The sequence below is a fragment of the Halobaculum sp. P14 genome (assembly GCF_051195155.1).
Classification (GTDB): domain Archaea; phylum Halobacteriota; class Halobacteria; order Halobacteriales; family Haloferacaceae; genus JBNTKA01.
The window spans coordinates 42,498-63,955 of sequence record NZ_JBNTKB010000002.1; the positions used below are offsets into that span (position 1 = coordinate 42,498).

Sequence of the window (21,458 nt, forward strand, 5' to 3'; positions counted from 1 at the left end):
CGGCGACGAGCAGCGTCGCCCGCGACTCAGCCGAGCACGAGCGCCGCGACGCGCGGCGTCACGAACGCTTCGACGAACGCCGCGGCGACGAACACCACGGCGAGGCCGACGAACACCCGCGTCGCCCGCCGGAGTTCGTCGGCGACGGCCGCCGCGGTGGTCCGGCCGCGGACGGCGCGCCACCCGACGGCGCCGAGGTGGAGGCCGACCGCGGCGGAGACGGCGAGCGCCGGGAGTTCGACGACGCCGTGGGGCGCGACGAGCGCGAGGAACGCCGTCCGGTCGTAGATTCCGGCGAGCGCCCCGATCAGCGCGCCGTTGAACACCAGACCGGTCACGGCCGGCACCCCGAACGCGAGGCCGCCGAACGCGCCGCTGACGCCGACCAGCCAGTTGTTCGCGGCGATGGTGACGAACGGCCCGACGGGGACGGCGCCGAACGTCCCGGCGACGTCGTCGGGGACCGGCAGCCGGACGTCGTACGGCGCCGTCAGCCCGTAGCCCGCGGCGAGACCGGCGACCAGCACGGCCGCGGCGGCGACGGTGGCGGCGACGTGGCCGCGCACGAACCCGGCGAGCGCCCGGCAGCCGTCCGCGACCGCCGACGCGACGCGGCTCCGCGCGCTGCTGCGGTCGGCGGCGGGCAGCGACGCGTCGCCGTACAGCGCGACGACGAACGCGTCGAGGACCGGCGTCAGGAGCAGCGGAACCGCGACGCCGACGACGCGCCCCGCGGCGGCGACGTTCAGCGCCGCGGCGGCGACGCCGGCGGCGACCACGGCGCCCGCGGCGATGAGCGCGTACGCGACGGCGCGGACCGGACGCCGCCGGATGAAGCCGACGCTGCCGCGGACCGCGCCGCCGACGCCGACGTCGTCGACGACGACCGCGGCGGGCGCGAACGCCAGCAGGAAGGCGACGGCGACGGCGAACAGCACGCCGAGCAGCGCGACGAGGACGCCGGCGACGACGCCGACTGCGGTGCCGGTCGCGGCGAGCCCGACCGCGGCGACGACTGCGACGCCGAGGCCGGCGACGGGCAGCGCGCCGCGGAGCAGCGTCAGTCCGAGGAACGTCCGCCACCGCGCCGCGCCGGCGACGCCCGCGGCGAGCGGGTCGTCGCGGCCGTTCAGCGCCGCCAACACGGTCTCGTGGGTGACGGCGGCGGCGACGCCGCGACCGAGCAGCGCGACCACGACCGCGCCGAGGAGGCCGGCGACGAGCAGCGCGCCGACCGTCGGCGTCGCGAGCCCGGCCGCCGCCTCGGTGAGTTCGGGCGGCAGCGTGCCGCCGGAGACGATGGATTCGTCGTCCGCGGCGCGCTGGGCGTCGACGTACGCTTCGGCGACCGGCTCGATGCGGCCGGCGCGGGCGAGCAGCGCGACGGCGACGCCCGCGGCGGTCAGCAGCGGGACGCGCGCCGCCGGCAGGACGCCGAGCGCGAGCAGGTACGCGGGCAGTACTGCGGCGGGGCGGTCGAGGAGGACGCGGCCGGCGGCGGTCAGCGCGCCGCCGACGGACGGCGGGGAGTCCGACATGTGGGGACACTCCCGGCCGTCCGCCCTAAGCGTACCGCCGACGGACCGACCGCCGACCGACTGACCGACAGACTGACCGCCGACCGACCGTCGCCTCGCGAGCAGTTCGGTTCGGGGGCCGCCCGGCCCGCTGCCGGGGGTTTCAAGCGCCCGACTCACCTAGCTGTCCGCATGGACGCTGACGCTTTCGACGACGAGGTTCGCGACGCTCACGAGACGCCGCTGTCCCGGCTCGGCTCGTCGAAGTCGCTGTACGCGCTGACGGGCGGCGAGATGGCGGCCGACGCGGTCCGCGGTGCCGTCGCCGCCGAGTACGACGCCGCCGCGGAGACGTTCGAGGCGTGGAGCGCCGACGAGGGGAGCGGCGACGCGGCGGCGCTGTTCGGCGCCGTCGCCGAGGAGTCCCGCGACGCCCGCGACGCCGTCGCGCCGGACGACGGGCCGGCGGACCGCGACTACCCGGAGTACGAGACGCTCGCCGACCTGGACGCGTCGACGGCGCGCGCCGGCGGCCTGTACGCCCGGTGCCTCCTCGCGCACACGCGCGTCGCGCAGGCCGTCGGCTTCTTCGTCGGCGACGCCGACCCGACCACCGCAGCCGAGTTCCGCGGCCACCGCGACGACCTCGACGGGCGCCGCGAGGACGCGCTCGACCTGCTCGCCGAACTGTGCGACACCGACGACGACTGGGCCGCCGCCCGCAACGCCGCCGACGCCGTCGTCGAAGCCGCCTACGACGACTACGTCGACACGCTCGAAGGCATGGGCGTCCAGCCGAAGAACGTCTGCTGAGCCGGCAGCTACACGGAAACCCGCTCGTCCCCTCCCCGTCCCGTCCCGCTGCATCCGCCCGGCCGTCAGGCCTTTTGACGAGTCCGCGCTGGACACGACAACAGGTGTCCCCAGCATGACCGACGAGACCACTCAGCGACTGCGTTCGGCGGTGCTGACCGGGCTGCTGGTTCTGGCGGCGGTGACGGCCGGCGGAGCAGCCGCGGCGGCACCCGACCCCGCTCACCAGCCCGAAGCGGCCGCGTCACCGGCGGCCGCAACCACCGGCAGTACCAGCATCGCCGCCAGCACCACCGGCGCCAGCACCGCGAACGTCTCCGGCGGCGTCGCGTTCGCGTACGTCGACACGAGCACGAGCCAGCTCACGCTCGTCGGCGCCGACGGCGCGAGCCACGTCGTCGAGGAGTCCACGACCGCCGAAATCCTCGGGCCGCCCGCCGACCTCGACGACGACCCGGCGCTCGAAGTGCCGTACGTCGACTCCAGCGGCACGGTCTACGTCAACGACCGGACCGGCGAGGAGGTCGCGCTGACGGACAGCCAGGTCGCCGACAAGCAGCTGACCCGGCTCGCGACGGCCGACTGGGACGGCGACGGTCACGCCGCGGTGGTCTACGTCAACACGACGACCGACGGCGCCGACGTCTACCGCGTCGAGCCGTCGACCGGCGAGCGCGCCCGCGTTCTCGACCCCGCCTCCCCCGCGCAGGCCGTCCTCGGCGTCGGCCAGTTCGACGGCGACGGCGGCGCTGACCTCGTGTACGCGACCGCCGACTACGAGGTGAAGTACCTCGACCGCGCGACGGGCGACGTCGAGACGACGAACTACACCAGCGTCGGCGCCGACAGCAACGGGCTCGGCGTCGGCACCCTGACCGACTTCGACGGCGACGGCCAGGCGCGGCTCCCCGTCGTCGACGGCGAGAACGACGTCGTGCTGCTCGCCGCGAACGGCTCCACGACCACGGTCGCCGGCGGCGCCGACAAGGCACCGGTCGCCACGGTCGACTGGGTCGGCGACGCCCGACAGGAAATCCTGTACGTCGGCGCCAGCAGCGGCCAGATACGCTACGCGGCGCTCGACGGCTCCACCGGCGCGGTCCGCGTCGACAACAACACGGTGTCGCCCGCAGACAGCGCCGGAATCGCCGGCGCGCCGAACCGCGGAGCCGCCCGAAACGTCGACTCGTCGGTGCAGGAGGAACCGGGCGCGACGCCGACCGACTCGCCCGGCTCTGACTCAGCCGGGACCGACGCCACGACCACGGCGGACGGTACCGCCGCGACGGACGCCGAGACCGGCGCCGCCGCCGACGCGACGATTACGACCACTACCCCCGGGTTCACCGCGCTGCTCGGAGTCGTCGCGGTCGTCGGTGCTGCGCTGCTGGCCGCTCGCCGCGACTAACCGCGCGGCCGACGACGCCGCACCGCTCTCGGGGACGCGGACCGCTGGCCCGGCGAACCGCGGACTGTTCTCCCGAGTCGCCCCGAACGTTCAAGTACGAATCCGCGGCCAGACGCCCGTATCACGTAGCGACGACCGCGGGTCACACACGGCGGGTGTGCGGCACACTGCTCCGCGAGCGGACCGACGGTGCCGCCTGTCAGCCACCAACTGGTCGCTGAGCGACCGCGTTCGTCAAGTGGCTTCGGCGCCTTCCGCGACCAATGAGTGAATCGGAAGGGCCGCTGTCGCCGGACCGGCCCGGAGCGGACAACGAGTTCCGCGTCGACGCGCCGTTCGACCCGGCCGGCGACCAGCCGGAAGCCATCGAACAGCTCGTCGAGGGGTACGAGTCGGGGATGACCGAGCAGACGCTGCTCGGCGTCACCGGCTCCGGGAAGACGAACACGGTGTCGTGGACCGTCGAGCAGCTCCAGCAGCCGACGCTCGTCATCGCGCACAACAAGACGCTGGCGGCGCAGCTGTACGAGGAGTTCAAGAACCTGTTCCCGGACAACGCCGTCGAGTACTTCGTCAGCTACTACGACTACTACCAGCCGGAGGCGTACGTCGAGCAGACGGACACGTACATCGACAAGGAGATGACGATCAACGAGGAGATCGACCGGCTCCGCCACTCCGCGACCCGGTCGCTGCTCACCCGCGACGACGTCATCGTCGTCGCCTCCGTCTCCGCCATCTACGGGCTCGGCGACCCGGCGAACTACCGGGAGATGGCGCTCGAACTGGAGGTCGGCGAGCAGGTCGGCCGCGACGAACTGCTCGCGCGGCTCGTCGACCTCAACTACGAGCGCAACGACGTCGACTTCCAGCAGGGGACGTTCCGGGTCCGCGGCGACACCGTCGAGGTGTTCCCGATGTACGGCCGGTACGCCGTCCGCATCGAGCTGTGGGGCGACGAGATCGACCGGATGCTGAAAGTCGACCCGATGCAGGGCGACGTGGTCTCCGAGGAGCCGGCCGTGATGGTCCACCCGGCGGAGCACTACTCGATTCCGGAGTCGGAACTCGAAACCGCGATCGACGAGATCGAGGACCTGATGGAGAAGCGGGTGCGGTACTTCGAGCGGAACGGCGACCTCGTCGCCGCTCAGCGCATCGAAGAGCGCACCACGTTCGACATCGAGATGCTGCAGGAGGCCGGCTACTGCTCCGGCATCGAGAACTACTCGGTCCACCTCTCCGACCGCGAGTCCGGCGACGCCCCGTACACGCTGCTGGACTACTTTCCCGACGACTTCCTCACCGTCGTCGACGAGTCACACCAGACCATCCCGCAGATAAAGGGGCAGTTCGCCGGCGACAAGTCACGGAAGGACTCGCTGGTGCAGAACGGGTTCCGGCTCCCGACGGCGTACGACAACCGGCCGCTCACGTTCGAGGAGTTCCAGGAGAAGACCAACCGGACGCTGTACGTCTCGGCCACCCCGGGCGACTACGAGCGGGAGCACTCCGAGCAGATCGTCGAGCAGATCGTTCGGCCGACCCACCTCGTCGACCCGAAAGTCGAGGTTGCGCCGGCGAAAGGGCAGGTCGACGACCTGCTCGACCGCATCGACGACCGCGTCGAGCGCGGCGAACGCACGCTGGTGACGACGCTCACCAAGCGGATGGCCGAAGACCTCACCGAGTACCTCGAAGAGAGCGGCGTCGACGTCGCGTACATGCACGACGAGACCGACACGCTGGAGCGGCACGAACTCATCCGGTCGCTCCGGCTCGGCGACATCGACGTGCTCGTCGGCATCAACCTCCTCCGGGAGGGGCTTGACATTCCGGAGGTGAGCCTCGTCGCCATCCTCGACGCGGACCAGGAGGGGTTCTTGCGGTCGGAGACGACGCTGGTGCAGACGATGGGGCGCGCCGCCCGCAACGTCAACGGCGAGGTCGTGCTGTACGCCGACGACACCACGGAGGCGATGGAGGCCGCCATCGACGAGACGCAGCGCCGCCGCGAAATCCAGCGCGAGTTCAACGAGGAGCACGGCTACGAACCCAAGACCATCGAAAAGGAGGTCGGGGAGACGAACCTGCCCGGCTCGCAGACCGACACGTCCGGCGTCGCCGGCAGCGACGTCGCCGACGAGGAGGAGGCGCACGCCCGGATTCGGGCGCTCGAAGACCGGATGGAGGAGGCCGCCAGCAACCTCGAGTTCGAGCTGGCCGCCGACATCCGCGACCGCATCCGGGAACTCAGCGAGGAGTTCGACGTCGACGCCGGCGACGACGGGGTCGCGCCGCCCGAACCGGAACGCGGCGTCGACTTCTGACGGACGGACGACCGGCTCAGTCCGCGGCGGTGCCGGACGAGTCCCCGGCGTCGTCGGCGGCGCGCTCGTGCAGGCCGGAGCCGGTGGAGTAGCGGAAGTAGCCGCAGAGGCCGACCGCGGCGACGACGTTCGACACCGTCACCGCCCAGAACGGGCCGAGCGCGCCGTAGCCGAGCGCGAACGCGCCGACGGCGGCGACCGGGACGCGGACCGCCCAGTACTGCAGCATCGTCGAGTACATGCTGACCTCGGTGCGGCCGGCGCCGTTGAACCCGGCTTCGACGGCGTAGATGGCGCCGAGCGCCCAGTACCCAAGCGCCAGTATCTGCAGGTATAGCAGCGCGTACCGGACGGTTTCGGCGTCGGCGCCGGGGATGAACAGGTCGACGATGACGCCGGGGAACGCCCACTGGAGCGCGCCGAGCGCGCCGAGCCCGACGGTCGCGGCGCCGACGCCGAGCCAGGTCGCTCGCGTCGCGCGGTCCGCGCGGTCGGCGCCGAGGTTCTGCCCGACGAGCGTCGTGCTCGCCTGGCTCAGCCCGATGGCGGGAACGAACGCGACCGTCGCGACGCGCGCGCCGACGGTGTAGGCGGCGAGCGCGGCGGCGCCGCCGGTCACCGAGATGATGGAGACGACGACGAGCCGCGCGACCTGCCGCGCGATGCTCTGGCCGGCTTTCGGCGCGCCGACCGTGACGAGTTCGCGGAACTCGGCGACGTCGACGTCGACCGCGCCGCCGTCGAAGTCGAAGCCGCCGTAGGCCGACAGCGCCACCGCGATACCGAGGAGGCCGCCGACGGCGTAGCCGACGAGCGTCGCGTAGGCGGCGCCGGCGATGCCGAGCCGCGGGAAGACGCTCCAGCCGAAGATGAAGAACGGGTCGAGGACGATGTTGACGCCGATGGCGACGAGGTTCATCGCGAGCGGCGTCCGGGAGTCGCCGGCGCCGAGGAAGCCGTACTCGAAGACGTCGCTGACGGAACTGACGAGGTAGGCGACCGCCATGGCGCCGAGGTACACCGCGGCGAGCCGGGCGACGTCGTCGCCGGGGTTGAACAGCCGGGTGACGTCGAGCGCGACGAGGTTCGCGACGACGGCGAGCACCGCCATGCTGCCGACGGCGGCGAGCAGCGCGTGGAACACGGTGCGGCGGGCGCCGTCGCCGTCGCCGTTGCCGACGCGCTGGGACACGAGGACGTGCTCGCCGGTGTACACCGCACCGACGACGGCGGCGAGCAACCCGATCATCGGTGCGGTCAGGCCGACCGCGGCGACCGCGTCGCCGCTCAGCCGGCCGAGCCAGAACACGTCGACGACCTGCTGGGCGACCAGCGCGAACTGCTGGGCGACGAGGGGAATCGAGAGGAACGCCAGCGCCTTGCCGAGCGACCCCTCGGTTATTTCCTCCGTCGAGACGTCGAACATATCGGTCGTTTTCTTCTCTTGACCGGACAGTAAAAATTTACCGATACGTGTCGCGTCGCTGTGGGGTCGACGCATCCGTATCCTTTTGCCGCCGGCGGTGAAGCATCCGGTATGAGCAGTCGGCGGCGGAAGCCGGACTGGCTGAAGATGCAGCCCCCCGCGGGCCAGCGCTTCACCGAGATCAAATCCACGCTGCGCGAGCACGACCTCCACACCGTCTGCGAGGAGGCGAACTGCCCGAACCTCGGCGACTGCTGGTCGGGCCGCGACGGCCCCGGTACCGCGACGTTCATGCTGATGGGCGACCGGTGTTCGCGCGGCTGTAACTTCTGTGACGTCGCCACCGGCGGCATGGAGCCGCTCGACCCCGACGAGCCCGCGAACGTCGCCGACGCCGTCGCCGAAATCGGGCTGGACTACGTGGTGCTCACCTCCGTCGACCGCGACGACCTCGCCGACGGCGGCTCGGCGCACTTCGCCGAGACCATCCGCGAAATCAAGCGCCGCGACGCCGACACGCTCGTCGAGGTGCTCATCCCGGACTTCGGGGGCGACGAGGCGGCCGTCCGCCGGATCATCGACGCCGGCCCGGACGTCATCGCGCACAACGTCGAGACCGTCGACCGGCTCCAGTGGCCGGTCCGCGACCGCCGCGCGACGTACGAGCAGACGCTCGACGTGCTCGAACAGGTCGACCGCGAATCCGACATCCGCACCAAGACCAGCATCATGCTCGGCCTCGGCGAGTACGACCACGAGGTGTACCAGACGCTCCGCGACCTCCGGGAGGTCGGCGTCGACATCGTCACGCTCGGCCAGTACCTCCAGCCGTCGGCGTCCCACCTCGACGTCACCGAGTACGTCCACCCGGACGTCTTCGACACGTGGCGGCGCGTCGCCGAAGAGGAACTCGGCTTCCTCTACTGCGCGTCCGGCCCGATGGTCCGGTCGTCGTACAAGGCCGGCGAGTTCTTCGTGGAGGCGCTGCTCCGCGACGGCGAATCGCCCGAGCAGGCCCGGACGATGGCGCGCGCCGCCGACGGCGACTGACTCGCGCCGCCGACGGCGACCGCCGGCGACACCTGCTTCGCGCCGGGTCACCCGGATTCTGAATCATCGTTTGTCCAGAACGCAGCGGGATTTTTCGTCGTTCACCGTCGACACCGGCAGTGACTCCTGGCTGGCTGGACGATCTTGCAGAAGTCGGGGAGGGAACTGGACGGGGCGACGACGTCCGGCAGTATTTCTGTTCACAGTAAACTATTTACGAAAACACTATGCCGTGGGCGGGCCAGTCTACAGCCATGCGAAGGTGGGACCCGTGAGCACCCTCGAACGCGACCCGCGCGACGGGACGGTTCAGGTGCTCGACGAGGACGGCAGCGTCGTCGGCGACATCCCGGACCTGTCCGCCGACGAACTGGTCGCGATGTATCGACACATGAAGCTGGCCCGCCACTTCGACCAGCGCGCCGTGTCGCTCCAGCGGCAGGGCCGCATGGGGACGTACCCGCCGCTGTCCGGCCAGGAGGGCGCGCAGGTCGGCTCCGCGATGGCGCTCGCGGACGACGACTGGCTCGTGCCGTCGTACCGCGAACACGCCGCACAGCTCGTCCGCGGCCTCCCGCTCGACCAGACGCTGCTCTACTGGATGGGCGACGCCCGCGGCGGCCGCGTCCCGGACGAGGCGAACATCTTCCCGGTCGCCGTCCCCATCGCCTCCCAGATTCCGCACGCCACCGGGATGGCGTGGGCGGACAAACTCCGGAACGGCGGCGACACCGACACCGCCGTCCTCTGCTACTTCGGGGACGGCGCCACCTCCGAAGGCGACTTCCACGAGGGGCTGAACTTCGCCGGCGTCTTCGACACCCCGAACGTGTTCTTCTGCAACAACAACCAGTGGGCCATCTCGGTGCCGCGCGAACGGCAGACGGCCTCCGAGACGCTCGCGCAGAAAGCCGTCGCGTACGGCTTCGAGGGCGTTCTCGTGGACGGCATGGACCCGCTGGCGGTGTATCAGGTGACGACGGAGGCGCTCGCGAAGGCGAAAGACCCCGGCGAGGACGAGCGCCGCCCGACGCTCATCGAGGCGGTCCAGTACCGGTTCGGGGCGCACACCACCGCCGACGACCCGTCGGTGTACCGCGAGGACGACGAGGTTGAGCGCTGGAAGGCGAAAGACCCGATTCCGCGGCTGGAATCGTTCCTGCGGAACCAGGGCATCCTCGACGACGACCGCGTCGACGCCATCCAGGAGTCCGTCGAAGACGAGGTGGCCGACGCCATCGACGCCGCCGAGTCCACGGAGCGCCCCGACCCCGAATCGATGTTCGACCACGTGTACGCAGAGCAGCCGCCGGGGCTCCGCGAGCAGGCGGAGTCGTTCGCGGCGTTCCGCGACGAACACGGCGACGAGCCGTTCTTGGAGTAACAATGAGTACGCACGACACAGACGCCACGCAGAACCTCACGCTCGTACAGTCGGTCCGCGACGCGCTCGCGACGGAGATGGAGCGCGACGACGACGTCGTCGTCATGGGCGAAGACGTCGGGAAGAACGGCGGCGTGTTCCGCGCCACCGAGGGCCTGTACGACGAGTTCGGCGAGCACCGCGTCATCGACACGCCGCTCGCCGAGTCCGGCATCATCGGCACCGCCATCGGGATGGCGGCGATGGGGATGAAGCCCGTCCCGGAAATCCAGTTCTCCGGGTTCATGTACCCCGGCTTCGACCAGATCGTCTCGCACATGGCGCGGCTGCGCGCCCGGTCGCAGAGCCGGTTCACGCTCCCGATGGTGCTGCGCGCCCCGTACGGCGGCGGCATCCGCGCCCCCGAACACCACTCGGAGTCGAAGGAGGCGTTCTACGCACACGAGGCCGGACTGAAGGTCGTGATTCCGTCGACGCCGTACGACACGAAGGGGCTGCTCATCTCGGCGATGCGCGACCCGGACCCGGTCGTGTTCCTCGAACCGAAGCTCATCTACCGCGCGTTCCGCGGCGACGTCCCCGAGGCGGACTACGAGGTCCCCATCGGCGAGGCGGCGGTGCGCCGCGAAGGCAGCGACGTCTCCGTGTTCTGCTACGGCGCCATGACCCGGCCCGCGCTGGACGCCGCGGCGGAACTCGAAGCGGACGGCGTCGACGCCGAAGTCGTCGACCTCCGCACCGTCTCGCCGCTCGACCGCGACGCCATCGTCGAGTCGTTCAAGAAGACCGGCCGCGCCTGCGTCGTCCACGAGGCGCCGAAGACCGGCGGCCTCGCCGGCGAAATCACGGCGATTCTCCAGGAGGAGGCGCTGCTGTACCAGGAGGCGCCGGTCCAGCGCGTCACGGGCTACGACGTCCCGTACCCGCTGTACGCGATGGAGGACTACTACATGCCGAACGCGACGCGGGTCGCCGAAGGTATCAGGGAGGCGGTCGAGTTCTGAGTATGGCGACGAAAGAGTTCAAACTCCCCGACGTCGGCGAAGGCGTCGCCGAAGGGGAACTGGTCAACTGGCTCGTCTCGCCCGGCGACACGGTCACGGAGGACCAGCCCGTCGCCGAGGTCGAAACCGACAAGGCGCTCGTCGAGGTGCCGAGCCCGTACGACGGCACCGTGAAGGAGCTGCTCGCCGAGGAGGGCGAGATGGTGCCGGTCGGCGACGTCATCATCACCTTCGAGGTCGGCGAAGAAGCACCGGAAGGCGGTTCGGAGGAAGCCGAAGCCGGAACGGAGGCGGAAGCCGAGGCTGAATCCGAGTCCGAAGCGGCGCCGGCCGAGGAGTCCGCGGAGTCCGCGGAGTCCGCGGAGTCTGCGGAGTCCGCGGCGCCCGCGCCGGGGAGCGGCCGCGTGTTCGCGCCGCCGTCGGCGCGGCGGCTCGCCCGCGAACTCGGCGTCGACATCGGGGCCGTGCAGGGCAGCGGGCAGAGCGGCCGCATCACCGAAGCGGACGTCCGCGAGCACGCCGAATCCGGCGGCGGCGAGGCGTCCGAGTCGGCCGGTCCGAAGGACGTCGAGGTCGGGACGCGGCCCTCGGCGACGACGAAGCGCGGCGAGGAGTCCGCGTCGGCGGCGGCAGGCGGCGCGGAGGAAGGCGGCGCGGCGCCGAGCGGCGTCGAAGCCGCGGGCCGCGACCGGACGCTCGCCGCGCCGGCCACCCGCCGCGTCGCCGAGGAGGAGGGCGTCGACGTCGACGACGTGCCGACGGACGAACTCCGCGAGGGCGAAGCGTTCGTCGACGAGGCGCAGGTCCGGCAGTACGCCGACGCCGTGAAGCGAGCGAAAGCGGCGGAGGCCGAAGCGGCGACGGAAGCCGAACCGTCCGGTGCGGAGCCGTCGGCCGCGGAGTCCGGCGCAGAATCGGGGGCTGCCGCGGAGTCCGGCGCGGAGCCGGAGACGATTCCGTACCGGGGCGTCCGGCGCACCATCGGCGAGCAGATGCAGCAGTCGAAGTACACGGCGCCGCACGTCACCCACCACGACACCGCGACCATCGACGACCTGGTGGAGACGCGGACCGAACTCAAAGAGCGCGCCGCCGAACGCGACGTGAAGCTCACCTACCTGCCGTTCGTGCTGAAAGCCGTCGTCGCGGCGCTGAAAGAGCACCGCCACCTCAACTCCGAGCTCCGCGAGGACGACGACGAAATCGTCCTGAAATCCGAGTACAACGTCGGTATCGCGGTCGCGACCGACGCCGGCCTGATGGTGCCCGTCGTCGACGACGTCGACCAGAAGGGGCTGCTCGAAATCGCGGCGGAGGTGAACGACCTCGCCAGCCGCGCCCGCGACCGGTCGCTGAGCCGCGAGGAGATGCAGGGCGGGACGTTCACCGTCACGAACTTCGGCGCCGTCGGCGGCGAGTACGCGACGCCCATCATCAACTACCCTGAGACCGCGATTCTCGGCCTCGGCGCCATCGAAAAGCGCCCGGCCGTGAAGGAAGTCGACGACGGCGGCTTCATGGACGACGACGGGCCGTCCGAACAGGTCGTCCCGGCGCACACGCTGCCGCTGTCGCTCTCCATCGACCACCGCGTCGTCGACGGCGCGGACGCCGCCCGGTTCACGAACCGCGTCATCGAACTGCTGGAGAACCCGCAGCTCCTCCTGCTCGAGTAGGCCGGCCGGAGCCGCTGCGTCCCGCTCCGGCTCCGCCGTTTCTTCGGTCCGTGGTAAACAGTCACGTTCCACCTGAAACGGAGGGGTTGTGGCGGCGGCGGTCGCGTCGCCTGCACGCGGTTCCCCGATATTTTTCTGAAGCACCGCAGAATCAGGGGTGCCGCGAAGCCCCGGCCGTCCGTGTTGCTCGACCGGCTCCCGGTCCGCGGCGCGCTCGGCCGCGTCAGGTGCGTTCGCCGTCGGCGCGGTGCTCGGAGATGATTTCGTCCACCATCTCGACGGTCTGTTCGCGTTCGCGCTCCTCGGCGCGGTCCTCCCAGTCGTCGACGACGGCCTCGACGTCGCTCTCGCGGGCGACGGCGAGTTCGTCGACCTCCTGCAGCCGGACGTCGTCCGCGGGGCCGACCGGGACGCCGCGGTCGAACAGCACCTCGTCGGCCTCCTCCGAGAGGCCGCCGGAGCGCAGGACGACGCGGGGCTCCGTCTCCGCGAGCAGTTCGGCGGTCGCCCGGCCGGCGCCGGAGGCGTCGCGGAGGTAGACCACGTCGCCGGCGGCGAGCCCGTACTGGGCGTCGGCGTGCTCGATGGCGGTCTTCGTGAACTGGTCGACCACCTTCACCGGGACGAGGTCGCGGCCCTGCGCGACGTCGGCGAAGTTGTCGTGGTCGAGCTTCCACAGCGTCTTCAGCCGGTCGAGTTTCCCCTCCAGTTCTTCGACGCGCGCCTCGGCCTCGTCGCGTTCGTCCTCCAGCCGGTCGTTGTCGCGGCGGAGCCGCGTGACCTTGCGGTCCCGGCGGGCCGCGCGGCGCTCCTCGCGGCGCGCCTCCGACAGCTCCGCTTCGAGTTCCTCGATGCGGTCGTCCTTCGCGTCGAGGTCGTCGTTCAGGTCGTCGACGTGCGACTGGAGCCGGTCGACCTGCTCCTCCAGGTCGCGGATGCGCTGCTCTTCGGCCGTGAGTTCGCGCTGCTCGTGCTCCTCGTCGCCGTCGTCGTCCGGCTCGTCGTCAGAGAGGTCGCGCAGCACGGCCTCGACCGACTCCTCGCCGGCGACGACGCGCGAGATGACTTCGCCGCGCTCGATGCCGGCCGGCACCTTCCGGGTGACGCGGTCGAACTGGTCGGCGTGGGCGTCGTAGGCGTACAGCGCGGCGGCGAGCGCGTCGCGCTCGTGGTCGTTGTCGTAGGCGGCGTCCTCGGTGCGGTGGAGCTTCTCGTCGACCGGCAGGTCGGCGTCGGGCGCCCAGCCGGCGGCGTCGAAGCTCCGCCGGAACTTCTCGACTGTTTCGGGCATCGGGTTCACGTCGGCGGCGACGATGACCGGGCGGCCGCGCTCGACGAGCCACTCGATGACGTCGGCGGTGTCGGCGGTCCGGGTCGACAGCACGTCCAGCGGGTTCCCGTCCAGGTCGAGGACGGCGGCGGCGGTCGTCGTCCCCGGGTCGATGCCGACGATGACGTGGTCGCGGCGCTTCGCCAGCGGCTCGAACTCGATGCCGTCGCGGCGCTCCCGCTCGATTTCGACGCGGGTGTCGCCCGAGCGGTGCTGGGACACCGGGACGTCCTCGGGCCGCCCCTGCACCGTGAACACGGCGTTCGAGAAGCCGCCGTACTTCTCGGTGACGTCGCGGTCGTACTCCAGGTTCGCGTCTTTCAGTTCGGACTCGACCTGGCGGGCGCGCCGCTTCACGCTGCCGTGGATGCGGCGCGTGTACCGGTCCTGGCTCCACCCGCCCTTGCCGGTGGAGCGGCCGCGAGACACCTTCACCGTCGTCGTGTCGGTGAAGGCGGACACCTCGTAGCCGACGTTCGCGGCGGCGAGCCGCGCGGCGGCCTCGGCCTCCTTCATCGGCTCTTTCCCGTACGGGACGCCGTGGCGGGAGGCGACCCGCGAGAGCGGTTCGGGCCGCTCCGCGCCGGTCACCTGCACCAGCCGCGTGCCGTGCGGCAAAGAGCCGAGCAGGTGGACGAGCGCGGACTTGTCCTCCGCGAGCTCGTACATGTTGTCGGTGGCGACCAGCGCCGGCTCCTCCGAGTCGATGAGCCGCCGCAGCTTCCGGTGGCTGACGACGTCCCGCGTCAGCGACTCGCCGTCGAAGACGACGAGTGCGTACGACGGCGCGTCGCCGCGGATGTCGCCGCTCTGCACGTCGACCCCGAACACGACGGAGTCGAGCGCGCTCGTCCGGGCGTTCACGGTGTTCATTGGTCGGCCGCGGCGTAAAAACTCCGCGCCGTTGCCGGGTGTTCACGGCCCCCGTGGGTCACGGTCACACCGCGGAGCAGTCGGCCGGTCACGGCTCCCGGTCCGGCGGGAACCGGTCCGCACGGACCACGCCGCGGACCGTCGCCGCGAACCGCCGGAACGTCGAACTGCGCCCCTTCTCGACGTACGCGGCGGCGGCGCTGCGCACGTCGGCCGGGACGTCGCCGATTCGGGCGCCGGTGACCACGACGACGGGCGCGCCGAGCCCGGCCCACTCCGCCCGCGCGACGTCGTCTCGCCCCCGCGGGTCGACCGCGACGCAGTCCACGTCGCCGCCGGCGGGTGCGGCCTCGTCGAAGCCGGCGGCGCCGGTGACCGCGATGTCGTCGCGTGCGAGCAGCGCCGTCGCGGCCGCGCGGAACTCCTCGTGCGGGTCCACGAGCAGCGCCGTCACGGTCCGTTCGGCCTCCTCCGCCGTGGATGCGTGTGCTGCTGCCATCGCGTCACCGGTTCGCCGTCCGGGGCTTAAGCGGCGCTATGAGGGAGCCGTCGCGCACGTGTGAGAAACGTACACGTGGATTCGTCGCGCCGGTAGCCGTCGCGGCGGTGGCCGTCGAGACGGTGCTGGCCGTGCCGCTCGGCGCGGCGGCCGGGCGGCGGAGTCGGCCGGTCAGTCGCCGTCCGGGAACGGCACCGCGACCTCGTCGCCGTCGTCCGGGACGAACACCTCGCCGTCGAACACCGCCGCCGCCTCCGATTCGAGTTCGTCGACGCGGCCGGCGTACCGCGAGGAGACGTGGACGAGCGCGAGCCGTTTCGCGTCGGCGCGCCGGGCCACGTCGGCGGCCTCCTTCGCCGTCGAGTGCGCCGTCTGCCGCGCGCGGTCGGCGTCCGCCTCCGTGAACGTCGCGTCGTGGACGAGCAGGTCCGCGTCCGCGGCGGCGTCCACCGTCGATTCCACCGGGCGGGTGTCGCCGGTGTAGACGAACGTCCGGCCGGGCCGCGGCGGCCCGACCACTTCGTCGGGCTGCACGACGGTTCCGTCGTCCAGTTCCACCGGCTCGCCGCTGTGCAGTTTGCCGTACTTCGGCCCCGGCGGAATCCCGAGTTCCTCCTCGGCCTTCTCGCGGTCGAACCGGCCCTTCCGGTCGGATTCGACCAGCGCGTACCCCATCGACGAGGTGCGGTGCTGCGTCTCGAACGTCCGTATCTCGTACTCCTCGCGGTCGACGGCGACGTCGCCCGGCGCGACCTCCCGCACCCGGACCGGGAACCCCGGGTCGTGGTCGCCGGCGCGGACGAGCGACTCGACGGTCCGCTTCGACCCCGGCGGCCCGTGGATGGTGAGCGGGTCCTCGCGGTCGTTGAAATCGAGGCTCTGGACGAGCCCCGGGATGCCGAGGATGTGGTCGCCGTGCATGTGCGTCAAGAAGACGTGCTCGAAGCCGAAGCCCGTGGAGAACCGCATCATCTGCCGCTGGGTCCCCTCGCCGCAGTCGAACAGCAGTTCGTCGCCTTCGCGGTTCACGTACAGCGCGCTCGGCGCGCGCTCCACGGTCGGTACCGCGCCGCTCGTCCCGAGGAAAGTGACCCGCAGCGTCATGCCCGCACCTGCGGCGCCCGGCGGTGAAACGCTGTCGAACCGCGGCCGCTCCGTCGCCGCCGCGGACCGGTCCCCGCAGCCGCCGCTGACCGCCCCCGAGACCGCCGCGCCGCGGCGACGGCCGTTCACGGCGCCGTATCCGGATTAATTCGGCTGAATCGGGCTTCGGGGGGTCCTATTTATAACCGGGTCGCGGCCGTCACGTCGACGTGCATGACCGAACACAGGACCTGGGCCGCCGTGGGAGCGGCCCTGATGCTGCTGCTCGCGGGCTGTAGCGGCGGCCTCACCGGGCCGTCCGGCTCCGGCGGCGGCGACGGCACGGGCACCGTGAACTTCTACGTCAGCGACCAGCAGAACGCCATCGACCAGTTCGAACACCTCAACGTCACCGTCACGCAGGTGACGCTCGTCAGAGCCGAGGGCGCGGCGAACAGTTCGACCGACGGCGACGCAGACGCCAACGCGACCGCCGAGGCCGGCGCCGACGGGCAGGTCACGTACGACGTCTCGAACGTCACGGTCGACCTGACGGAGCTGCAGGGCGCGAACGCCTCGAAACTCGGGTCGTTCGGCGTCCCGGACGGCCAGTACGACAAGGTGTTCGTCTACGTCAGCGACGTCGACGGGACGCTCACGAGCGGCGAGTCGGTGCGGGTGAAACTGCCGTCCAGCAAGCTCCAGATTACGAAGCAGTTCACCGTCGGGAACGGCGAGGAGGTCGACTTCGTCTTCGACATCTCGGTGTTCAAAGCCGGGAACTCCGGGAAGTACATCCTGAAGCCCGTCGTGAGCCAGTCCGGCACGGGCGACCAGGTCGAAATCAGGGAGAAGGGCGACCGGAAGCAGAAGCAAACGCAGAAGCAGAAACAGAAGCGCGGAGCCGGTGACGACGCGAACGAGACGGCGACGGCGCTGAACGCCTCGTTCGTCGGGAGCGTCGCGGCCGGCGAGAACGCCACCGTGTCGGTGACGCGGAACGGCACCGCGGTCGAGAACGCCTCGGTTCGCGTCACCCAGCACGTCGACGGTGAACTGTCGGTGACGACCGAGACGACGACCGGCAACGGCACCGCGACGTTCGCCGTGGCCGCGAACGCGACGAAACTGACCGTGCTCGTCGAGGACGGCGACGACGACGTCGAACTCGAGCGGGAGTTCGGCGACGCCGACGCGGAAACCACGACCACCGACGACGACAGCGGAGCGGGCAACGGAAACGGCGGTAACGCCGGAAACGGCGGCGGCAACGGAAACGGCGGTAACCCGGCCGTCCGCGCCGAACTGCTCGGCTAACGCCGAGTATCGCCGGTCGACCGGTGCGGTAGTCGCGCGGTCAGGACTCGTTTTTCGCGCCGCCGGCGGCGACGCTGCGGCCGGCGCCGGCGCTGCCGCTCGTCGCGCCGGCGGAGGCGTAGTTGACGCCGACGTACTCGCCGTCGACGGTCAGCAGCAGCGTGTAGTCACTCGGGAGCGTGAGGTTCGCGGCGAACCGGGCTTCGGGCCGGCCGGCGTCGCAGGCGGTCCGGTTCGCCGGCTGCTCCGTTCGGACGGCGAGTCGGTACGTGCCGGGCGCGATGCGGTCGAAGCGGGCGTCGAGCGCGACGTTCGGGTCGTCGACGGTGACGTTCTCGCGGAGCGTCAGGTCGGCGCCGGAGCCGTTCGGCGCGCTGACGGTGCGGTCGACCGCGCCTTCGGCGGCCGGGTCGACGCAGCCGACGCTCACAGTGTCGAACTCCTGGAGGGCGGCGTCTGGCTGGGAGGCGAACGGGCTGTCCGTGGAGACGGCCACGGCGGTCGCGGCGCCGCCGGCAGCGACGCCGACGGCGAACGCGACCGCGGCGGCCGCGAGGAGGGAAGTGCGGGAGACCATGCGTCCTGTCGGTATCGCGCCGCCGCAATCAGCGTTGCCGTCCGCGCTTGGACGCCGGACGCCGGCCGCGGCGACTCCGGGCTGTGCCGTGGCGCCGTGTGCGGAGGGAAAGACAGTTCCCGGCTCCCCCCGTCGGCTCGCGTATGCGCATCGCCGTGCCCAACAAGGGGCGCCTGCACGAGCCGACGATGGAGCTGCTGGAGCGGGCGGGGCTGCACGTCGAGCAGACCGCAGACCGGCAGCTGTACGCGGAGACGGTCGACCCGGACGTGTCGGTGCTGTTCGCGCGGGCGGCCGACATCCCGGAGTACGTCGCCGACGGCGCGGCCGACCTCGGCGTCACCGGCCTCGACCAGGCGCGCGAGTCCGGACACGACCTCGCGGACCTGCTCGACCTGGAGTACGGCCGCTGCCGGCTGGTGCTGGCCGCGCCGGAGGACGGCGACATCACGTCGCCGGCGGACGTCGCGGGCCGCACCGTCGCCACCGAGTTCCCGACGATTACGCGGCGCTACTTCGACGACCTCGGCATCGACGCCGAAGTCGTGGAGGTGACGGGCGCGACCGAACTGACGCCGCACGTCGACATGGCCGACGCCATCGTCGACATCACGTCGACCGGGACGACGCTGCAGGTGAACCGGCTCGCCGTCGTCGACGAGGTGCTCTCCTCCTCCGTCCACCTGTTCGCGCGGCGGGACGTCGCCGACGACGGGAAGGTGCAGCAGGTCGTCACCGCCTTCGAGTCGGTGCTGACCGCCGACGGCAAACGCTACCTGATGATGAACGCGCCGCGCGACCGCCTCGACGACGTCAGAGACGTGATCCCCGGGATGGGCGGCCCGACCGTGATGGACGTCGCGGACTCGGCTGACCCGGCTGCCAGCGGCGAGAACGGCGAGGCGCGAAGCGACGGGGAGGACCGCGTCGCCGTCCACGTCGTCGTCGACGAACGGAAGGTGTTCGAGGTCATCACGGACCTGAAGCGCGTCGGCGCCAGCGACATCCTCGTCACCGAAATCGAGCGGCTCGTCGAATAGCGGCCGGCCCAGCGGTCGACTCCACGGTCGATTCCGCGGTCGGCTGCCCGCCCGGTTCCGCAGCCGCTCAGCCGGGCGCGGTCTGATAGATCGCGAGCAGGCTGTTGACCGAGTAGGCGAGGATGACGGTGAGCGCGTAGTGCATCGCGGTGACGATGGCGGTGCTGCGCGCCGGCAGGTCGTAGACGGCGTAGATGACGGCGAAGTCGGCGACGAGCGCGAACGCGATGACGGCGTACACCGGGAGGACGGCGGCGGTGAGGCTGACGAGCGCCATCGTGACGCCCGGGGCGACGGCGAGCCGGAGGGAGGCGCGGTCGCCCATCACGAAGTACGCGGCGGCGTTCGCCAGCAGCGTCGACAGCAGCGCGATGAGCAGGAAGCCGCCGACGAGCGGGGCGAGCGCGGCCTGCAGCGGCGCCATCACTCCAGCAGCCCGAGCTCGGAGAGCCGCTCGGTGATGACGTCGACGGCGGCCTCGGCGTCGGCGGGCTTCTTCCCGCCGGTGATGACGAGCTTCCCGGAGCCGAACAGCAGCGCGACGACGTCCGGCTCGTCGATGCGGTACACCAGTCCCGGGAACTGCTCCGGCTCATACTCGATGTGTTCGAGGCCGAGGCCGATGGCGATCGCGTTCAGGTTCAGCGACGTCCCGAGGTCGGCGGACGTCACGATGTTCTGCACCGTGATCTCCGGGTCCTCCTCGATGGGAATCTGGAGGTCGCGGAGCTCGTCGAACACGATGTGCAGCGCCTCGTGGACGTCCTCGGTCGACTCGGCGCCGGTGCAGACGATCTTGCCGGACCGGAAGATGAGCGCCGCGCTCTTCGGGTCCTGCGTGCGGTACACCAGCCCCGGGAACTGCTCGGGGTCGTAGTCGGCGCCTTCGAGGTCCATCGCCACGGTCTGGAGGTCGAGCTCCTGCTCGATGCCCGTCGACGCCACGACGTTCTGAATCTCTATCGTCTCCTTGGGGTCGACCATCGTCTCTCTATTTAAACGTGGGAGGTACCGGGTTAAAGTAGTACCGCCGCGCCCGGCCGCGGTTGGCCGGGGCGAGCCGCGGCCTTCAAGCCCGGCGGCGCCGCAGACCGGGACGTGTACGGGCTGGAGTTCGCCGGCGAGGAGGACGAGTTCGCGGCGCTGGAAGCCGGGACCGCAGCGGCCGGCGTCGACGTCGTGGCGCCGGGCGTCGCCATCGCCGACGCCGTCGCCGTCGACCGCGTCCCCGGACTGGCGTACACGCGGACCGCGCTGGACCTGCTCGGCCGCACCGACGCGGACCCGCGGAGCGCCCGCGCCGTCGTCGACGCCGCCGAAATCGACCGCTCCCGCGACGACACCGTCGCCGTCCGCGCGCGCGTCGTCCGCGACTCCGCCGACGTCTCCACCGGCGACGCCGAGCGCGCCTGCGGCGCCGCGCTCACCGACCGCGGCTTCTCGGTCGACCTCGACGACCCCGACCACGTGCTCCGCGTCCTGTTCGCCGCCGACACCTGCCTCGTCGGCTGGGTCGCCGCCGAGTCCGTCCGCGACTTCGCCGACCGGAAGCCGACCGACCGGCCGTTCTTCCAGCCGGGCAGCATGGCGCCGATGGACGCCCGGGCGTACGCCAACCTCGCCGGCGCCGGCCCCGACGCCCGCATCGTCGACCCGATGTGCGGCACCGGCGGCGTCCTCATCGAAGCCGGCCTCGTCGGCAGCGACGTCGTCGGCAACGACGCCCAGCGGAAGATGGTGCGCGGCGCCCGCGAGAACCTCGCGCACTACCTCTCCGGCGACGCGGACCGCGCCGCGCACGCCGCCGACCACGCGGTCGTCCGCGGCGACGCCACCGCGCTCGGCCTCCGCGACGACGTCGCCGACGGCGTCGTCTTCGACGCGCCGTACGGCCGCCAGTCGAAAATCGAGACGCACCGGCTGGAGGACCTCGTCGCCGGCGCGCTCCGCGAGGCCGCCCGGATCGCGCCGCGCGGCGTCCTGGTCGCCGACCGGTCGTGGCGCGAGGCGGCCGTCGACGCCGGCTGGACCGTCACCGACACGTTCGAGCGCCGCGTCCACCGCAGCCTCGTCCGGTACGTCCACGTCCTCGAACGGGTGTGAGCCGGCGGCGACGCCGCTGAGAAGTCGT

Annotated in this window: 18 protein-coding genes; 10 read left to right on the plus strand and 8 right to left on the minus strand. The window is 71.6% G+C overall.

From position 1 onward, the window contains the following. Positions 1–26: 26 nt before the first annotated feature. On the minus strand, positions 27–1,538 hold the full coding sequence (locus ACQUS7_RS05295; protein ID WP_435145336.1) for a stage II sporulation protein M: 1,512 nt from the start codon (positions 1,536–1,538) through the stop codon (positions 27–29). Positions 1,539–1,709: 171 nt separating this feature from the next. On the opposite strand from ACQUS7_RS05295, the gene ACQUS7_RS05300 reads away from it, so the two are divergent. From ACQUS7_RS05300 to uvrB, 3 genes are all read left to right on the plus strand, one after another. Next, positions 1,710–2,330 carry a transcription antitermination protein gene (locus tag ACQUS7_RS05300; protein WP_435123720.1) on the plus strand — a complete coding sequence of 207 codons (621 nt, stop codon included), beginning with the start codon at positions 1,710–1,712 and terminating at the stop codon, positions 2,328–2,330. 115 nt (positions 2,331–2,445) lie between these two features. After that, on the plus strand, positions 2,446–3,738 hold the full coding sequence (locus tag ACQUS7_RS05305; protein ID WP_435123722.1) for a PGF-CTERM sorting domain-containing protein: 1,293 nt from the start codon (positions 2,446–2,448) through the stop codon (positions 3,736–3,738). A 263-nt stretch (positions 3,739–4,001) separates the two neighbouring features. Beyond that, positions 4,002–6,068, plus strand: a complete 2,067-nt coding sequence (uvrB, locus tag ACQUS7_RS05310) for an excinuclease ABC subunit UvrB (RefSeq protein WP_435145341.1) — start codon at positions 4,002–4,004, stop codon at positions 6,066–6,068. A gap of 16 nt (positions 6,069–6,084) precedes the next feature. On the opposite strand, the gene ACQUS7_RS05315 is transcribed toward uvrB, so the two are convergent. Next, a complete protein-coding gene (locus ACQUS7_RS05315) occupies positions 6,085–7,494 on the minus strand; it encodes an MATE family efflux transporter (protein WP_435123725.1) in 1,410 nt (469 codons plus the stop codon). 111 nt (positions 7,495–7,605) lie between these two features. Here ACQUS7_RS05315 and lipA point away from each other — a divergent pair, with 111 nt between their 5' ends. From lipA to ACQUS7_RS05335, 4 genes are all read left to right on the plus strand, one after another. Further along, on the plus strand, positions 7,606–8,544 hold the full coding sequence (gene lipA / locus ACQUS7_RS05320; protein ID WP_435145344.1) for a lipoyl synthase: 939 nt from the start codon (positions 7,606–7,608) through the stop codon (positions 8,542–8,544). Between the two features lie 271 nt (positions 8,545–8,815). Then, positions 8,816–9,928 carry a pyruvate dehydrogenase (acetyl-transferring) E1 component subunit alpha gene (pdhA, locus tag ACQUS7_RS05325; protein WP_435145347.1) on the plus strand — a complete coding sequence of 371 codons (1,113 nt, stop codon included), beginning with the start codon at positions 8,816–8,818 and terminating at the stop codon, positions 9,926–9,928. 2 nt (positions 9,929–9,930) lie between these two features. Continuing rightward, the gene (locus ACQUS7_RS05330; protein WP_435123730.1) at positions 9,931–10,932 is read left to right on the plus strand and encodes an alpha-ketoacid dehydrogenase subunit beta; all 1,002 of its coding nucleotides are present in this window, start codon (positions 9,931–9,933) and stop codon (positions 10,930–10,932) included. Between the two features lie 2 nt (positions 10,933–10,934). Then, positions 10,935–12,608, plus strand: coding sequence for a dihydrolipoamide acetyltransferase family protein (locus ACQUS7_RS05335; protein WP_435145351.1), 1,674 nt, complete (start codon positions 10,935–10,937; stop codon positions 12,606–12,608). Between the two features lie 223 nt (positions 12,609–12,831). Here ACQUS7_RS05335 and ACQUS7_RS05340 read toward each other — a convergent pair whose 3' ends face one another. The 3 genes from ACQUS7_RS05340 to rnz all read right to left on the minus strand — a co-directional run bounded on the left by ACQUS7_RS05340 (position 12,832) and on the right by rnz (position 16,414). Beyond that, on the minus strand, positions 12,832–14,802 hold the full coding sequence (locus tag ACQUS7_RS05340) for a DUF460 domain-containing protein (protein WP_435145354.1): 1,971 nt from the start codon (positions 14,800–14,802) through the stop codon (positions 12,832–12,834). 97 nt (positions 14,803–14,899) lie between these two features. After that, positions 14,900–15,310, minus strand: a complete 411-nt coding sequence (locus ACQUS7_RS05345) for a hypothetical protein (protein WP_435123735.1) — start codon at positions 15,308–15,310, stop codon at positions 14,900–14,902. A gap of 171 nt (positions 15,311–15,481) precedes the next feature. Then, on the minus strand, positions 15,482–16,414 hold the full coding sequence (gene rnz / locus ACQUS7_RS05350) for a ribonuclease Z (protein WP_435145357.1): 933 nt from the start codon (positions 16,412–16,414) through the stop codon (positions 15,482–15,484). A 213-nt stretch (positions 16,415–16,627) separates the two neighbouring features. On the opposite strand from rnz, the gene ACQUS7_RS05355 reads away from it, so the two are divergent. Next, positions 16,628–17,710: a DUF4382 domain-containing protein gene (locus tag ACQUS7_RS05355; RefSeq protein WP_435145360.1), complete on the plus strand. Its 1,083-nt coding sequence runs from the start codon at positions 16,628–16,630 to the stop codon at positions 17,708–17,710. Between the two features lie 40 nt (positions 17,711–17,750). Here the strand turns inward: ACQUS7_RS05355 and ACQUS7_RS05360 are convergent, their stop codons facing one another. Further along, positions 17,751–18,287, minus strand: a complete 537-nt coding sequence (locus tag ACQUS7_RS05360; RefSeq protein WP_435145363.1) for a hypothetical protein — start codon at positions 18,285–18,287, stop codon at positions 17,751–17,753. 143 nt (positions 18,288–18,430) lie between these two features. Here ACQUS7_RS05360 and hisG point away from each other — a divergent pair, with 143 nt between their 5' ends. Next, the gene (hisG, locus tag ACQUS7_RS05365; RefSeq protein WP_435145365.1) at positions 18,431–19,327 is read left to right on the plus strand and encodes an ATP phosphoribosyltransferase; all 897 of its coding nucleotides are present in this window, start codon (positions 18,431–18,433) and stop codon (positions 19,325–19,327) included. A 67-nt stretch (positions 19,328–19,394) separates the two neighbouring features. Here the strand turns inward: hisG and ACQUS7_RS05370 are convergent, their stop codons facing one another. Together ACQUS7_RS05370 and ACQUS7_RS05375 are read right to left on the minus strand one after the other, a co-directional pair. Continuing rightward, positions 19,395–19,751 (minus strand): DUF7473 family protein, encoded by a 357-nt coding sequence (locus ACQUS7_RS05370; RefSeq protein WP_435123744.1) that lies wholly within the window; start codon positions 19,749–19,751, stop codon positions 19,395–19,397. After that, on the minus strand, positions 19,751–20,311 hold the full coding sequence (locus ACQUS7_RS05375) for a TATA-box-binding protein (protein ID WP_435123745.1): 561 nt from the start codon (positions 20,309–20,311) through the stop codon (positions 19,751–19,753). Before ACQUS7_RS05375 ends, ACQUS7_RS05370 begins: the two co-directional genes overlap by 1 nt. 123 nt (positions 20,312–20,434) lie before the next feature. On the opposite strand from ACQUS7_RS05375, the gene ACQUS7_RS05380 reads away from it, so the two are divergent. Further along, entirely contained in the window at positions 20,435–21,430 is a 996-nt protein-coding gene (locus ACQUS7_RS05380; RefSeq protein ID WP_435145881.1) for a THUMP domain-containing protein, read from the plus strand. Positions 21,431–21,458: the final 28 nt, after the last annotated feature.

Bases quoted from the DNA above. Each gene is read 5' to 3' on its own strand.
- ACQUS7_RS05360 (WP_435145363.1), bottom strand. From the start codon at position 18,287: ATGGTCTCCCGCACTTCCCTCCTCGCGGCCGCCGCGGTCGCGTTCGCC.
- ACQUS7_RS05295 (WP_435145336.1), bottom strand. From the start codon at position 1,538: ATGTCGGACTCCCCGCCGTCCGTCGGCGGCGCGCTGACCGCCGCCGGC.
- ACQUS7_RS05375 (WP_435123745.1), bottom strand. From the start codon at position 20,311: ATGGTCGACCCCAAGGAGACGATAGAGATTCAGAACGTCGTGGCGTCG.
- ACQUS7_RS05330 (WP_435123730.1), top strand. From the start codon at position 9,931: ATGAGTACGCACGACACAGACGCCACGCAGAACCTCACGCTCGTACAG.
- ACQUS7_RS05335 (WP_435145351.1), top strand. From the start codon at position 10,935: ATGGCGACGAAAGAGTTCAAACTCCCCGACGTCGGCGAAGGCGTCGCC.
- lipA (WP_435145344.1), top strand. From the start codon at position 7,606: ATGAGCAGTCGGCGGCGGAAGCCGGACTGGCTGAAGATGCAGCCCCCC.
- ACQUS7_RS05370 (WP_435123744.1), bottom strand. From the start codon at position 19,751: ATGGCGCCGCTGCAGGCCGCGCTCGCCCCGCTCGTCGGCGGCTTCCTG.
- ACQUS7_RS05345 (WP_435123735.1), bottom strand. From the start codon at position 15,310: ATGGCAGCAGCACACGCATCCACGGCGGAGGAGGCCGAACGGACCGTG.
- ACQUS7_RS05355 (WP_435145360.1), top strand. From the start codon at position 16,628: ATGACCGAACACAGGACCTGGGCCGCCGTGGGAGCGGCCCTGATGCTG.
- ACQUS7_RS05300 (WP_435123720.1), top strand. From the start codon at position 1,710: ATGGACGCTGACGCTTTCGACGACGAGGTTCGCGACGCTCACGAGACG.
- hisG (WP_435145365.1), top strand. From the start codon at position 18,431: ATGCGCATCGCCGTGCCCAACAAGGGGCGCCTGCACGAGCCGACGATG.
- rnz (WP_435145357.1), bottom strand. From the start codon at position 16,414: ATGACGCTGCGGGTCACTTTCCTCGGGACGAGCGGCGCGGTACCGACC.
- uvrB (WP_435145341.1), top strand. From the start codon at position 4,002: ATGAGTGAATCGGAAGGGCCGCTGTCGCCGGACCGGCCCGGAGCGGAC.
- ACQUS7_RS05315 (WP_435123725.1), bottom strand. From the start codon at position 7,494: ATGTTCGACGTCTCGACGGAGGAAATAACCGAGGGGTCGCTCGGCAAG.
- ACQUS7_RS05305 (WP_435123722.1), top strand. From the start codon at position 2,446: ATGACCGACGAGACCACTCAGCGACTGCGTTCGGCGGTGCTGACCGGG.